The organism is Streptomyces sp. NPDC005281 (genome assembly GCF_040607495.1).
Taxonomy (GTDB): domain Bacteria; phylum Actinomycetota; class Actinomycetes; order Streptomycetales; family Streptomycetaceae; genus Streptomyces.
This window is the reverse complement of sequence record NZ_JBEXGX010000049.1, coordinates 1-15,108: the sequence shown is the minus strand read 5'-3', so window position 1 is coordinate 15,108 and position 15,108 is coordinate 1. Positions and strand designations below refer to the sequence as shown.

Sequence of the window (15,108 nt, the reverse complement as noted above, 5' to 3'; positions counted from 1 at the left end):
CGGTCAATTAAGGGTCAGTTCACGCTCTCCGGGACGCCCGGAACGGGGTTTCGCCCGGCGTCCACCTCGAGTTCGGGACACCCGGAACGGGGTTTCGCCCGGCGTCCACCTCCAGTTCGGGACACCCGGTGCCGAGATTTCACCCGGCCACGCACCCGCTTTCCCCCGCACGGGTCCCAGGGCACCGCCCAGGTCAGCTCGACTCACGCACCACCAGCCGGCAGGGCACCGTGTGAACTCCCCCTCGCCCCGCCCCTGTTTCCGCGTCGCCGTCGCCACCACCGGTATCGGCATCGGCCTCGGCATCGGCCTCGGCATCGGCCTCGGCATCGATGGCCTCCAGGAGGCGCAGGGCGGCGATCCGGCCGATCTCGGTGAGGTTCATGTCGATGGTCGTGAGCGGCGGCCGGCAGGCCAGCGCCATCGTGTCCCAGTTGTCGTAGCCGACGACGGCGATGTCTCCGGGAACGTCCACTCCCCGCTCGCGGAGCGCGTCGGCGACTCCCCTGGCGATCTGGTCGTTGCCGCAGAAGAAGGCGTCCGTGTCCGGGGCCGTGCGCAGCACCGCGTCGGCGGCCCGGCGCCCCCACGCCTCGCTCCACTCGCCGAAGTGGACCCGTCCGCCGGCCAGTCGCAGCGAGGAACGCTCCAGGTGCTCGGCCGCGTACCGGGCGCGGTCGCGGGCGGCGGCGTGGTGCTCCGGGCCGGTGACATGCGCGATCCGGGTCCGGCCCGCCGCCAGCAGATGTTCCACCGCCAACCGGGCGCCGCCCCGGTCGTCGGTGACGACGGAGGTGTCGGCCTGGCCGGTCGACGGGGAGAGCGCGTAGACGATGGGGATCGGGTCGACGCCGGTCAGCGGCGGGCGCGGGTCCGTGCGACGGCCGGTGACGATGATGCCGTCCACCCTGCGGTCCATCAGGTTGCGCAGATGGTGCTGCTCGCGGATCGAGTCGCCCCGGGTGTCGCACAGCAGGACGGAGATCTTCCCGGCGCCGAGCGCGTCCTCGGCCCCGAGCAGCACGGGGGTGGAGAAGCGGCCGATGCCGTCGGTCGTCATCAGACCGACCGTCCAGCTGCGGCCGGTGTGCAGACTCTGCGCGTGCTGGTTGGGCCGGAAGCCGAGCGAGTCGACGGCGTCGAGAACCCGCCGGCGGGTCTCGGGCCGCATCCGCCCGCCGCCGTTCAGCGCCTTCGACGCCGTGCCCACACTGACCCCCGCGAGGGCGGCGACATCGGCGAGCCTGGCGCGGCCGGTGGAGGACGGGCGCTGAGCAGAGGTCACGGGCAATCCTTTTCCTTCGCGTCGACCACGACGTCACTGGTCCCTCGTCGACGACAGTAGCGACCCCATCGTGCCAGCGGCCGGAGATGCGGGCCAGAGCCTCGGCGGCAGAGAAAGAATCTGCGTCGCGACCCTTGACCCCTTCCACCGTCTCCCCTCTACTTTCCGGCAGGAAAACGGTTGCTCAAACGAGTTCCCGAGCAGCCGGCCGCACCCGTACTTGAGCACCTCTGCCGTACCCGAGCACTTCTGCCCGCACCCATGCCCCTGGCGATCCGCACCTCGCTCGCCGCGCCCCCGCACCCGCACCCGAATCACCTCGCCGCACCCGCTCCCGAACACTGCACGACCCGTCGAACACCTTCGCCGACCACCTCCGACGGCCACCGTTATCGACCGCCTTCGCCGACCACCCCCATCGACCACCGTCATCCACCACCCCCATCGACCGCTCTCATCCACCACCCCCATCAACCACCTCCATCGACCACCTTCCGACGAGAACCGGAGAGCCATGCCCCGCACACGCTCCGCCGACCGCCCCGGCACGGGACCCGTCCACCCGACCGCCGGTGCCCATGGCGCGCTGCGCCCCGCGCCGGTCACGATCGGCGCCGGTTTCTGGCACACCCGCCGTGAGGTCAACGCGCGCACCTCCATTCCCCAGGGCCCTGGGCTGCTGGAGTCGGCGGGCAACCTGCACAACCTGCGGCTGGCTGCGGGCACGGCCGACGGCGTGTTCCAGGGCGCGTACCCGTTTCTCGACACCGATGTCTACAAATGGCTTGAGGCGGCGGCCTGGCGGCTGGCCGAGGAGCCCGAAGGCGCCCTCGCCGCCGAGGTGGACCGGATCATCGCCCTGGTCGCCGCGGCCCAGCAGCCGGACGGCTATCTCAACACCTGGTTCCAGCTGCGCGGGAACGGCGAACGCTACGAGGATCTGCGCTGGGGCCACGAGCTGTACTGCGCGGGCCACCTCATCCAGGCGGCCGTGGCCCACCACCGCACCACCGGACGGACCGAACTCCTCGATGTGGCACGCCGGTTCGCCGACCACATCGACTCGCACTTCGGCGCCCCGGGCAGCGGGAAGCCCCTGGACGGCATCGACGGCCACCCCGAGATCGAGACCGCCCTCGTCGAGCTCCACCGGGAGACCGGCGAGGACCGCTACCTCGACCTCGCCGCGTACTTCGTCGACCGCCACGGCCACGGCCTGCTCGGCGGCGAGGCCTACTGCCAGGACCGGGTGCCACTGCGCGAGGCGACCACCGTGGAGGGCCACGCCGTACGGCAGCTCTATCTGCTGGCCGCGGCGGCGGATCTGGCCTCCGAGACCGCCGACCCCGGACTCCGCGCCGCCACCGAGCGGCTGTGGCGGGCCATGGTCGCGACGAAGACCCACCTCACCGGCGGGCTGGGCGCCCACCACGACGAGGAGGACTTCGGCGACCCCTACGAACTCCCCAACGAGCGCGCCTACTGCGAGACCTGCGCCGCCATCGCCTCCGTGCAGTGGAGCCTGCGCATGGCCCTGCTCACCGGCGAGGCCCGCTACTCCGACCTGATCGAACGCACCCTCTACAACGGCTTCCTGGCCGGGGTCTCCCTGGACGGCGAGCGCTGGCTGTACGTCAACCCGCTCCAGGTCCGCGACGGCCACACCGACCCCGGCGGCGACCAGTCGGCCCGCCGCACCCGCTGGTTCCGCTGCGCCTGCTGCCCGCCCAACGTCATGCGACTGCTGGCCTCCCTGGAGCACTACCTCGCGTCCACGACCCCGGACGGTCTCCAGATCCACCAGTACGTCAGCGGCGAGTACCGCGCAGACCTCGCCGGCGCCCCCGTCCTCGTACGCGCCGAGACCGACTACCCCTGGCACGGCACGATCGCCCTCACCGTCGAGGAGACGCCCGAGACCCCCTGGACCCTCTCGCTCCGCATCCCGCAGTGGTGCGGCACGTTCCGGGTGCACGACGGAGAAGCGACCTACGACGGCACGGACACGCCCGTCGAGGACGGCTGGCTGCGTCTGGAGCGGACCTGGGCCCCCGGCGACCGGGTGATCCTCGAACTCGCCCTGGACGCACGGCTCACCGCCGCCGACCCGCGCGTGGACGCCGTACGCGGCTGCGCGGCGATCGAACGCGGCCCGCTCGTGTACTGCCTCGAACAGGCCGACCACCCGGGCGGCGGCCTGGACGACATGGTCCTCGACACCACCCGCCCGCTCGCCGTGAAGCAGCGCCCCGACCTGCTCGGCGGTGTCATCACCGTGCTGGCCGCCGGACACCGCCGCGTCCCGCCCTCCGACGGCTCCTGGTGGCCCTACCGGACCGCCGGCCGGCCCGCACCGCCCACGGGCGATCGGGTCGAACTCACCGCGATCCCCTACTACGCCTGGGCCAACCGCGAGGACGGAGCCATGCGCATCTGGCTGCCCACGTCCTGACCCGCATCGCCGCGCTCACCTCTCCCGTCCATCGCCGCGCACACCTCTCTCCCGTCTCCCGACAACGAGGTCACCCCGTGAGAAGCACCCGCCGCTCCATGACCGCAGCCATAGCCACCGCCTGTGCCCTCGCCACCGTCACCGCGTGCGGCGGCGGCTCCGGCTCCTCCTCGTCCGGCACCTCCTCGACGTACACCTTCTGGGACCCCTACCCGCAGTTCGACGCCTCCTCCGACTGGGGCAAGCGCGTCACCGCGTGCGGCACCGAGGCCGGAGTCAAGGTCAAGCGCACCGCGTACGACACCACGGACCTGGGCAACAAGGCGCTGCTCGCCGCCCAGCAGGGCAACGCTCCCGACGTGATGCTGGTCGACAACCCGGTCGTCTCCACCCTCGTCGAGGCGGGCATCCTGACCAAGACCAGCGACCTCGGCCTCGACACGGCCCCCATCCAGAAGAACATCATCGGCGCGGGCACCCTCGACGGCGCGGCCTACGGCGTCCCCATCGGCGCCAACACGCTCGCCCTCTACTACAACAAGAAGGTCCTGTCCGCCGCGCACGTCGACCCGGCCGGCATCAAGGACTGGCCGTCGCTGACGGCGGCCCTCAAGAAGATCAAGGCGGCCGGCAAGAAGGGCATCACCTTCTCGGCCATCAACACCGAGGAGGGCAGCTTCCAGTTCCTGCCCTGGTTCTGGGGCGCGGGCGGCGACCTCACACACCTCGACTCCCCCAAGGGCGAGGCGGCCCTGGCCCTGTGGAAGCAGTGGGTCGACGCGGGCTACGCCCCCAAGGACGTACTGAACAACACCCAGACGACGAGCTGGCAGGAGTTCGCCACCGGGGACTACGCCTTCGGCGAGAACGGCACCTGGCAGCTCGCCAACGCCGAGAAGGCCGGGTTCCCGTACGGAATCGTCAACATCCCGGCCCAGAACGGCGGTTCGGCACCGGTCCCCACCGGCGGGGAGTTCGTCACCGTCCCCGTGCAGAAGGACACCGGCCGCTACGACACCACCAAGAAGATCGTCACCTGCCTGACCAGCGCCCAGAACCTCCTGGCCAGCGACACCACCCTGACCTATGTGGCGCCGACCGCCGCGGTCCAGGCCCAGCAGGTCAAGGCGAATCCCCGGCTCAAGCCGTGGGTGGACGCGGTGGCGTCGGCGCGCGGCCGCACGAGCGGCGGCCTGGGCACCAAGTACCCCACCATCTCCCAGCCCCTGTGGACCGCCGTCCAGGCAGCCCTCTCCGGCGCCAAAACCCCCACCGCGGCCCTCTCCGACGCCCAGTCCACAGCATCCAAGGGCTAGGCCCACAGACGCGGTTCGCCCTCCGCCCCAGCCCCCGCTCCTCAAACAGCGGAAGGGCTGAAAATCACGCACCCGAGCCACGGTCCACGCGCACCCGGGATCCGGCGGAAGGGGACGGGCCGGTACATCAAATGCCCGCAGGCCGGACGGATCATCACCCACCCGCACTTCGAAACGCCGGTGGGATCCGTTCGGATGCGGGCGGATGTACCGGCGCGGCCCCGCCCCACAACGCACCGGCACGGCGACCGCACCGAACCGGACCGAACCGGACCGCACGCAACGCACGGCACGGCACCGGACCGGGACCGGGCCGCCCCCGGAAACCGCAGAGGCATTCACATGCTCACCCACCACCACCGCAGCCGCCTGACGGCGCTGGCCTTCCTCACCCCGCTGGCCGCCTACCTCGCCGCCTTCTACGCCTACCCCCTCTACCGCAACCTCGACCTGAGCCTGCGCGACTACACCGTCAGATCCTTCGTCGCCGGCGACGCCCCCTTCACCGGCTGGGACAACTTCCGCACGGTCCTGGACGACCCGTCCTTCGCCCCCGCGATGCGCCACACGATGATCTTCACCTTCGTCTCCATCGCCGTGCAGTACGCGGCCGGCCTCGCCCTCGCCGTCTTCTTCAACCGCAGGTTCCCCCTGGCCCCCACCCTCCGGGCCCTGTTCCTGATCCCCTGGCTGCTGCCGCTGATCGTGTCGGCCTCGACCTGGTCCTGGATGTTCAACAGCGAGTCCGGGGTGGTGAATTACGCACTGAGCCTGACCGGCGCCGACCCCGTCGGCTGGCTCACCTCACCTCACTGGGCACTGACCTCGGTCATCGTCGCCAACATCTGGATCGGCATCCCCTTCAACCTGGTCATCCTCTACAGCGGACTCCAGAACATCCCCGCCGAGCTGTACGAGACCGCCGCCCTGGACGGAGCGAACGCATGGCAGCAGTTCCGCCGCGTCACGTTCCCGCTGCTGCGCCCGGTCTCGGCGATCACGCTCCTGCTCGGCCTCGTCTACACCCTCAAGGTCTTCGACCTGATCTGGATCACGACGAAGGGGGGCCCCGGCGACTCCTCGTCCACCCTGGCGACCTGGTCCTACCAGCTCGGATTCGGCACCCTGCTGCCCAAGTTCGGCCCCGGCGCCGCCGTCGGCAACATCCTCATCGTCATCGCCCTCGCCTTCGGGCTGCTGCACATCCGCGTCCAGAGGAGGCAGGAAGCGTGAAGTCCCGTACGCTCGTACGCCGTTACACCGTGATCGGAATCGCCCTCACCGGGCTCATGCTCTTCCCGGTGTACTGGATGCTGAACGTGTCCCTCACCCCGCAGCGGAACATGCGCAAGAGCCCACCCGACCTGTTCCCGCTGCACCCCACCTTCGAGGGCTACCGGGCCGTCCTGAACGACCAGTTGCCCTACCTGGGCACCAGCCTGCTCATCGGCCTCGGCACCGTCGCCCTGACCCTGGTCCTCGCAGCCCCGGCGGGCTACTCCCTCGCCAGGCTGCGCCCGCCCGGCGCGGGCCCACTGGGACTGGCGCTCCTGGTCGCCCAGATGATCCCGGGGATCGTCATGGCGATGGGCTTCTACGGGTTCTTCCTCGACCTCGGACTGCTCAACTCCTGGTGGGGCCTGATCGTCGCGGACTCCACCATCTCCGTGCCGTTCGGCGTCATGATCTTCGCCGCCTTCATGTCGGGCATCCCCGGCGAACTCATCTCCGCGGCCCGCATCGACGGCGCGGGCACCTGGCGGATCTTCCGCTCCGTCGTCCTGCCGGTGAGCCGCAACGCGATCGTCACGGTCTCGCTGTTCGGCTTCCTGTGGGCCTGGTCCGACTTCGTCTTCGCCAACACCCTCGACGGCGGCGGGGACATGCGCCCCATCACCCTCGGCATCTACCACTACATCGGCAACAACAACCAGGAATGGAACGCGATCATGGCCACCGCCGTCGTCGCGTCGGTCCCCGCCACTGTCCTGCTGGTCCTGGCACAACGCTATGTGGCCGCGGGCGTGACCGCGGGCGCGGTGAAGGACTGAGCAGGCGTTCCCCGCTCCCCACCTCCAGGAGGCTCCGCCATGAGCCGCACGGACCGCTTAAGCCGTACGAGCCCCACCAACCGCACGATCCGCACGAACCCTTGGGGCACCACCGAGCCCCAACGCGCCTGTACCCAACCCCACAGCGCCCGCACCCAGCCCCACCGCGCCCGCGCCCTAACCACCGCGGCCGCCCTGGCCCTGGCCACCACCGCCCTCCTCACCGCACCCCCCGCCCAGGCCGCCCCCACCACGTCCACCACCCTCGTCGTCAACGCCGACCAGACCCTGCGCTCCGTCACCCACGCGGCGAGCGGCAGCCTGTACGGCCTCGCCGACGCGAGCACCCCGGCCGACGGTCTGGTCACCCCGCTCAAGCCGAACACCTTCGTACAGATGGCGCCCGGGGGCTCGCAGCTCCCCAACGGCGAACCGGCACCCGGGGGCGACGCGCTGACCGTGGCGTCCAAGGCCGCGAGGGCCGGCGCCGGGGTCGTGGTCCGGATGCCCGACTGGTATCCGAACTTCCCCTACAAGTGGGTGAGCTGGAGCAACTGGCTCTCCGCGGTGGACACCCAGATCGCGTCGGTCAAATCTTCCTCCGCCACCAACGTCCGCGCCTACGAGCTGTGGAACGAACCCGACTGGACCTGGGACACCACGAACGCGGGGACGTTCGAGGCGGGTTGGACACGCACCTACAAGGAGGTCCGCGCCAAGGACGCCACCACGCCGATCCAGGGGCCGAGCCATTCGGCCTGGAACCAGAGCTGGATGAGCACGTTCCTCACCGCCGCCAAGGCCGCCGGAACCGTCCCCGACATCGTCGCGTGGCACGAACTCCAGGGCTCCCAGGACATCGCGGCGCACGTCGCCGCGTACCGCTCCCTGGAGAGCAGCCTCGGCATCGGCGCGCGGCCGATCTCGATCGAGGAGTACGGGACGCCGACGGAGGTGGGGGTGCCCGGCTCGCTGGTCGGGTACGTCGCCAAGTTCGAGCGGGCGGGCGTCCATGACGCCGAACTCGCCTTCTGGAACCATTACGGCACCCTCGGCGACACCCTCACCGACACCGGCGGATCGCCCAACGGCTCGTACTGGCTCTACAAGTGGTACGGGGACATGTCGGGCAGCATGGTCCCCACGACACCCCCGGCGCGGACGGGCATCGACGGAGCCGCCTCCCGCACCGGCGACGACCGCCAGATCAGCGTCGTCTTCGGCGGCGGCACCGGTTCGACGGCCGTCACGGTCAAGGGCCTCGGCTCACTGTCCGCCTTCGGCGCCACCGTGCACGCCAAACTGGAGTACACCCCGTCCAAGGGCCGGACGACAGCCGTGACAGCGCCGTACACGATCTCGGAGGCCGACTACACGGTCTCGAACGGGTCGGTCACCGTACCCGTGGCCATGAACGCCTCGGACGGCTACCACCTGGTCGTCACCCCGAGCGGCAGTTCCACCTCGCTCGCAGGGACGTACCAGATCACCAACAAGAACAGCGCCCTCGCCCTGGACACCCTGAACGCGGGCACGGCCCAGGGCACCGCGGTCGTCCAGGCCACGCCCTCCGCCGGCACCAGCCAGTCGTGGACCCTCTCCGCCGCCGGCTCCGGCCTCTACCGGATCGCGGACAAGGCGAGCGGCCTCCTCCTCGGCATCACGAACGCGAGCACGGCGGCCGGCGGAACCGCGCTGATCTGGGCGGACAACGGCACCGCCGACCACCTCTGGCAGCTGATCCCGGCCGGTGACGGCTACTACAAGATCGCCAACTACAACAGCGGCCTGCTGCTCGGCGTGAACGGGATGAGCACCTCCACCGGCGCCCAGGTCCTCCAGTGGGACGACAACGGCACCGCCGACCACCTGTGGAGGCTGACCTCGCGCTGAGGCCGGCTCCCCGGGTACGGGTACGCCCCCGGATGTCGGCCGGGGGCGCACTCGTGGAATCAACCGCTCCGGACCCTGGTCCGGACGCCGGTCCGTACTAGATGAACGAGTTGATCTCGATCGTCTCGTCACGGCCCGGTCCGACGCCGATCGCGGAGATCTGGGCGCCCGACATCTCCTCCAGCGCCTTCACGTAGGCCTGCGCGTTCTTCGGGAGCTCCGCGAACGTCTTGGCCTTGGTGATGTCCTCCGACCAGCCGGGGAGGGTCTCGTAGATCGGCTTCGCGTGGTGGAAGTCGGTCTGGGAGTACGGGAGTTCCTCGACGCGCTTGCCGTCGATCTCGTACGCCACGCAGACCGGGATCTCCTCCCAGCCGGTCAGGACGTCCAACTTGGTGAGGAAGAAGTCCGTCAGACCGTTCACGCGGGTCGCGTACCGGGCGATGACCGCGTCGAACCAGCCGCAGCGCCGGTCACGGCCGGTCGTCACACCGCGCTCGTGGCCGATGCGCCGCAGCGCCTCGCCGTCCGCGTCGAAGAGCTCGGTCGGGAACGGACCCGAGCCGACCCGGGTCGTGTACGCCTTGAGGATGCCGATGACCCGGCTGATCTTGGTCGGGCCGACACCGGCGCCCGTGCAGGCACCGCCCGCGGTCGGGTTCGACGACGTCACGAACGGATACGTGCCGTGGTCGATGTCCAGCAGCGTGCCCTGGCCGCCCTCGAAGAGCACGACCTTGTCCTGCTCCAGCGCCTCGTTGAGAAGCAGGACGGTGTCGGCCACGTACGGCTGGAGCCGGCCCGCGTAACTCAGCAGCTCCTCGACGACCTGGCTCACCTCGATGGCGCGCCGGTTGTAGAGCTTGGTGAGCAGCTGGTTCTTGACCTCGAGAGCCGCTTCGACCTTCTGGGTGAGGATCGACTCGTCGTAGAGGTCCTGGACACGGATGCCCACGCGGTTGATCTTGTCCGCGTATGTCGGACCGATACCGCGACCGGTCGTCCCGATCTTCCGCTTTCCGAGGAAGCGTTCCGTCACCTTGTCGACAGTGACGTTGTAAGGCGTGATGATATGAGCGTTTCCGCTGATCAGCAGCTTGGAGGTGTCGACGCCGCGCTCGTTCAGTCCGTTCAGCTCGGAGAACAGGACGGACGGGTCGATGACGACTCCGTTGCCGATCACCGGAGTGCACTCCGGCGTGAGGATTCCGGAAGGGAGGAGGTGGAGGGCGTATTTCTGATCGCCCACGACTACCGTATGGCCGGCGTTGTTGCCGCCTTGGTAGCGCACCACATAATCCACGGATCCACCGAGCAGGTCGGTGGCCTTTCCCTTGCCTTCGTCACCCCACTGAGCACCGAGCAGCACAAGTGCGGGCACAGGCGTACACCCCTTCCGGGCGGGGCATGTCCAAGGTCGGGGGCGTACGCGGCCGGTTCTGGCTGCGGCTGCGTACACCGGCGACCTCCATTGGCCGCGACCGTCGGACCGGATGCCCCGGAATAGACGAAGCCCCTGGCGCAAAGGCGCAAGGGGCTCTTGCAGAAAGATGTTACCCGAGGAAGCGAGGCAGGACCGAGGTGGCGGCTTCCGACCAGCTCCTGGTGGTCATCGACCCGGTCGCCCGACGGACGGACGGCGAGTCCGTCCGGATCGCGAAAGACGTGCTCAGCGCGGGTGCGGCGACGAAAGTGTGCCTCCCGGAGGGGCCCGAGGAATTCGCTCGGGCACTGATCCGCCGGGGTGCGCGCCGACCCGTCGTCATCGGTGACGACGGCGCGCTGCTGCGGGCGGTGGCCCTGCTGCACCGTCGGCGGGAACTCGCCGCGTGCGCGCTGTCCTTCGTGCCCGTGGGCGGTGTGTCGTCGCTGTCCGGTTCGCTCGGCGTGCCGGCGGGAACCGTCGCGGCGGCCAGAGCGGTCCTCGACGGGGCCGAACGACGGCTCGACCTGCTCGTGGACGACAGCGACGGCGTGGTGCTCGGCGCCCTGCGCATCCCCTCGCTGCCTTCCCGGCCGTCCGCCCCGGCCCCCGCAGAGGCCTTCGGGGAGGAGGCCGGCGGGCATCTTTGGCTGCGCACCTGCCAGTCCCTGGTACGAACCCTCGCCTCCCGGCCGTCCCGGCTCGCCGCAGCGCCCGCGACGGGGCCCTCCCGGCTGCGGATCGAGGTCGACGGGGTGTGCGTCGTGGACCTGGACCAGCCCGTGGAAGCGGTGTCCGTGACACCTGGCGACTCGGGAACCGGCGCCGAGATCGAGGTCCGGGCGGTGTCCGTGGGTGCCGCGTCCTCGCCCCTGCGGCTGCTGGGCCACAAGGTCACCGTCTCCGGCGCGGACTTCCGCTACGGCGCTGACTCCGTGGTGAGCGGCCCGGTCCGGACCCGGACCTGGACGGTAAGGGAATCGGCCTGGAGCCTGACCCTGCCCGCGACAACCTGACGGGACGGGACCGGAGCGCCGCCAGGGCACCTTTACGGGGCCCTGGGTGCCGCCGTGACGGGATCGGGGCGCGCCGGCCTCGGTACTGGGCAGGAACGGGCCGCGGGGCCGCCCGAGACCGCTCCCACAGGTCACCCGGGTGATCCGGCGGATCAAGTGATCCGGCCGATCCGGGACACCTCGGTCACCGCCACCTCAGCGACCGTCACCTCGATCACCATCACCTCAGCGACCGTCACCTCGGTCACCCGCCGTCGCCGAACAGCCTCTCGCGATGGGCGCGCCAGCGTTCCATCATCGCGGCGACCTCACCGTCGATGAACTCGAAGAACGCGAGGGTCTCGGAGAGGCGCCGGCCGGCGGGGGTCGTGGAACCGAGGGAGTCGACACCGGCACGCAGGGCGAGCTCCCAGCGCTTGAGCACCGCGTCACGGTTGGTCAGCGCCTCGTACCACTGGTTGCTGTGCACGCGATACCGCTCGCGCCGCGAGCCGGGTTCACGTTCGCGCGCGACCATGTGCTGCTGCGCGAGGTAGCGCACCGCGCCGGAGACGGCGGCCGGGCTGACCTGGAGCTGCTCGCCGAGTTCTGCGGAGGCCATGGCCCCGGAGTCGGACGCCAGCAGCGCGGCGAAGACACGGGCGGGCATCCGCTGCATCCCGGCCTCGACGAGCTGGGCCGCGAAGCCCTCGACGAACTGCGAGACCGCCTCCGGGTCCCGTTCTGCCGCACTCGGTTCCGCCATCTGTCGATCATCTCCCCTGCTCACGCACAGCCATCGAGTGTCCCCAGTATTTATACGTTTCCTTAACTTCACAAATTTCTGAAAGAAGCGTACGTTCGGGCCATGACGAAGGCAATCAGCGTCGCCGGACTCCACAAGTCGTTCGGCAGGACGCACGCACTGGACGGCCTGGACCTGGAGGTCGAGGCCGGCGAGGTGCACGGCTTCCTCGGCCCCAACGGTTCCGGGAAGTCCACCACCATCCGGGTCCTGCTGGGCCTGCTGCGCGCCGACTCGGGCACGGCCCGGATGCTGGACATGGACCCCTGGGCGGACGCGGTCGAACTGCACCGCCGGGTCGCCTACGTCCCCGGCGACGTCACCCTGTGGCGCAACCTCTCAGGCGGCGAGGTCATCGACCTCTACGGGCGGCTGCACAACGGGGGTCGCGCCCGGCGCGGCGGACAGGACGGCGGACGCACCGGCGGCCTCGATCCGGCACGGCGAGCCGACCTGATCGAGCGCTTCGAACTCGACCCCACCAAGAAGGGGCGCACCTACTCGAAGGGCAACCGCCAGAAGGTCGCCCTGGTCGCCGCCTTCGCCTCGGACGTCGACGTGCTCATCCTGGACGAGCCGACCTCGGGCCTCGACCCGCTGATGGAAGAGGTCTTCCAGAAGTGTGTACGGGAGGAACGCGACCGGGGCCGCACGATCCTGCTGTCCTCGCACATCCTGAGCGAGGTCGAGGAACTCTGCGACCGCGTCAGCATCATCCGCAAGGGCCGCACCGTCGAGAGCGGCTCCCTGGCGGACCTGCGCCACCTCACCCGTACCAGCGTCACGGCCGAACTCACCGGCCCGCCGAACGGCCTGGCGTACCTGCCGGGTGTCCACGAACTCGACGTCCAGGACACCGGGGTCCGGCACGACGGGGTCCGGTGCCGGGTCCGGTTCCATGTCGACAGCGACGAACTGAACGCGGTACTGCGGTCTTTGGCCGACTCGGGCGTACGGTCCCTGACCTCGACCCCGCCGACCCTGGAGGAACTGTTCCTGAGGCACTACCAGGAGGACGCCCAGACGGACGGCCAGACGGGCGGTCAGACAGGCGGCCAAGTGGACGGCCAGGCGGACGGATCCGAAGAGACGGTGACCCGATGACCGCGACGACCGCCTCGACCACCTCCACCGCCGGCCCCTTCTCCGCACGCGTCGGCGGCTCCCGCCCCCTGGCCGGCACCGGAACCCTGCTGCGTTTCGCGCTGCGCCGCGACCGGGTGATGATGCCGCTGTGGATCGGCGTGACCGCCCTGATGGTGGTCTCCCTGCCGGCCTCGCTGAAGAGCGTCTACAGCACCCCGGCCGAACGCGCCGCCCTGGCACGGCAGATGCTCGCCAACGGCTCCCTGCGTGCCACCTACGGACCGGTGTTCGGCGACTCGCTCGGCGGGCTCACCGCCTGGCGCATCAGCGCCTACGCGGGAGTCCTCGCCGCCATCATGAGCCTGATCGTCGTCGTACGGCACACCCGGGACGAGGAGGAGAGCGGGCGTCAGGAACTCGTCTCGGCCGCGATGGTCGGGCGGCGGGCGCCGCTGACGGCCGCCTTGCTCGCGGCACTCGTCGCGAACGGCGTTCTCGCCCTGATCGTCACGGTCGGTCTCGCCGGACAGGGCGGCTCCGGGGCCCTGGCGCTGGGGCTCGGGATCGGCGCGACCGGGATGGTCTTCGCGACCATGGCCGCGATCGTCGCCCAGCTCACCGAGAGCGCACGGCTCGCCAAGGGGCTGACCGGCGGGCTGATCGGAGCGGCCTTCGTCCTCAGGGCGGCGGGCGACTCGGCGACCGACGACGGCTCGTCGGTGCTGACCTGGCTCTCCCCGATCGGCTGGCTGGAGAACCTGCGCGCCTTCGCGGACGAACGCTGGTGGGTCCTGGCGCTGTTCGTCGCGGCCGTCGCCGCACAGGGCACCGCCGCCTACGCACTGGCCGGTCGGCGCGATGTCGGCATGAGCTTCCTGCCCACCCGGCCCGGACCCGCGGCCGGCCGCCTCGGTTCGGCGGGGGCACTGGCCTGGCGGCTTCAGCGCGGCTCGGTGCTCGGCTGGAGCCTCGGCTTCCTCGCCGCGGGTGCCGCGTTCGGTGGTATCACGAAGGGGGCCGCGGACCTGGTCGGCGGGAACGCCAAGACCCGCGAGATCATCGAGCGGATGGGCGGGCAGGCCGGGATCACCGACGCGTTCCTCGCCGCCATGGTCGGCATGCTGGGCATGGTCGCCGCCCTCTACATCGTCTCCTCCGTACTGCGGCTGCACGGCGAGGAGACCTCGCAGCGCGCCGAACCCCTGCTCGCGGCCGCCGTCGGCAGGCTCCGCTGGGCGGGCGGACATCTCGCCCTCGCCTTCGGCGGCACCGTCCTCATCATGCTGCTCGGCGGACTCGGCCTCGCTCTCGGCTACGGCTCCGAATTCGGCCCCGTCCTCGGCGCCTGCCTGGTCCAGGTCCCGGCAATCTGGACTCTGGGCGGTCTGGCAGTCCTGCTGTACGGCCTCTCGCCCCGGATCGCTCCGGGCGCCTGGGCCACGGCGGGCCTCGCCCTCCTGCTCGGCTGGATCGGCCCCGCCCTGAAGATCCCCCAGTCCGTCATGGACCTCTCCCCCTTCGGCCACCTTCCCAAGCTCCCGGGCGGCACCATGACGTGGACGCCGGTCCTGGTCCTCACCGCGATCGCGGTGGCCCTGACGGCAGCGGGACTGGCATGCCTGCGCCGGCGCGACCTGGCTACGTGAGCGGCGGCACACGGAGGTACATGAGCGGCGGCCCACGAAATAGCTCTGGGAATGCTTTCGAGTGTGGGGGAATTGGTGGTGAACGCAGAAAACCCCCGTACCGGTATCCCCGGTACGGGGGTTTTCTTCAAAATTTGTTCGGCGGCGTCCTACTCT

11 protein-coding genes are annotated in these 15,108 nt (G+C 70.4%); 8 read left to right on the top strand and 3 right to left on the bottom strand.

Going from position 1 to position 15,108, the window contains the following annotated elements; all coding sequences use genetic code 11:
- Positions 1-193: 193 nt before the first annotated feature.
- Positions 194-1,285, bottom strand: a complete 1,092-nt coding sequence (locus ABZV42_RS38895; RefSeq protein WP_356056308.1) for a LacI family DNA-binding transcriptional regulator — start codon at positions 1,283-1,285, stop codon at positions 194-196.
- A 514-nt stretch (positions 1,286-1,799) separates the two neighbouring features.
- On the opposite strand from ABZV42_RS38895, the gene ABZV42_RS38890 reads away from it, so the two are divergent.
- The 5 genes from ABZV42_RS38890 (at position 1,800) to ABZV42_RS38870 (ending at position 8,997) form a co-directional block, all read left to right on the top strand.
- Positions 1,800-3,737 (top strand): beta-L-arabinofuranosidase domain-containing protein, encoded by a 1,938-nt coding sequence (locus tag ABZV42_RS38890; RefSeq protein WP_356056306.1) that lies wholly within the window; start codon positions 1,800-1,802, stop codon positions 3,735-3,737.
- A 77-nt stretch (positions 3,738-3,814) separates the two neighbouring features.
- Positions 3,815-5,053 (top strand): extracellular solute-binding protein, encoded by a 1,239-nt coding sequence (locus ABZV42_RS38885; RefSeq protein ID WP_356056303.1) that lies wholly within the window; start codon positions 3,815-3,817, stop codon positions 5,051-5,053.
- 342 nt (positions 5,054-5,395) lie between these two features.
- Positions 5,396-6,286, top strand: a complete 891-nt coding sequence (locus tag ABZV42_RS38880) for a sugar ABC transporter permease (RefSeq protein WP_356056299.1) — start codon at positions 5,396-5,398, stop codon at positions 6,284-6,286.
- Complete coding sequence (locus tag ABZV42_RS38875) at positions 6,283-7,104, top strand: carbohydrate ABC transporter permease (protein WP_356056297.1); 822 nt, start codon at positions 6,283-6,285, stop codon at positions 7,102-7,104. Before ABZV42_RS38880 ends, ABZV42_RS38875 begins: the two co-directional genes overlap by 4 nt.
- A 39-nt stretch (positions 7,105-7,143) precedes the next feature.
- Positions 7,144-8,997, top strand: a complete 1,854-nt coding sequence (locus ABZV42_RS38870; RefSeq protein WP_356056296.1) for an RICIN domain-containing protein — start codon at positions 7,144-7,146, stop codon at positions 8,995-8,997.
- A 97-nt stretch (positions 8,998-9,094) separates the two neighbouring features.
- Here the strand turns inward: ABZV42_RS38870 and ABZV42_RS38865 are convergent, their stop codons facing one another.
- Positions 9,095-10,378 carry an adenylosuccinate synthase gene (locus ABZV42_RS38865; protein ID WP_355988929.1) on the bottom strand — a complete coding sequence of 428 codons (1,284 nt, stop codon included), beginning with the start codon at positions 10,376-10,378 and terminating at the stop codon, positions 9,095-9,097.
- Positions 10,379-10,578: 200 nt separating this feature from the next.
- Here ABZV42_RS38865 and ABZV42_RS38860 point away from each other — a divergent pair, with 200 nt between their 5' ends.
- Positions 10,579-11,436 (top strand): diacylglycerol kinase family protein, encoded by an 858-nt coding sequence (locus ABZV42_RS38860; RefSeq protein WP_355988932.1) that lies wholly within the window; start codon positions 10,579-10,581, stop codon positions 11,434-11,436.
- A 244-nt stretch (positions 11,437-11,680) separates the two neighbouring features.
- Here ABZV42_RS38860 and ABZV42_RS38855 read toward each other — a convergent pair whose 3' ends face one another.
- On the bottom strand, positions 11,681-12,181 hold the full coding sequence (locus ABZV42_RS38855; RefSeq protein WP_355988935.1) for a MarR family transcriptional regulator: 501 nt from the start codon (positions 12,179-12,181) through the stop codon (positions 11,681-11,683).
- A gap of 102 nt (positions 12,182-12,283) precedes the next feature.
- Between ABZV42_RS38855 and ABZV42_RS38850 the strand changes: the two genes are divergently transcribed.
- Positions 12,284-13,324, top strand: coding sequence for an ABC transporter ATP-binding protein (locus tag ABZV42_RS38850; RefSeq protein ID WP_356056293.1), 1,041 nt, complete (start codon positions 12,284-12,286; stop codon positions 13,322-13,324).
- Positions 13,321-14,952 carry an ABC transporter permease gene (locus tag ABZV42_RS38845; RefSeq protein WP_356056291.1) on the top strand — a complete coding sequence of 544 codons (1,632 nt, stop codon included), beginning with the start codon at positions 13,321-13,323 and terminating at the stop codon, positions 14,950-14,952. Before ABZV42_RS38850 ends, ABZV42_RS38845 begins: the two co-directional genes overlap by 4 nt.
- Positions 14,953-15,108 lie beyond the last annotated feature (156 nt).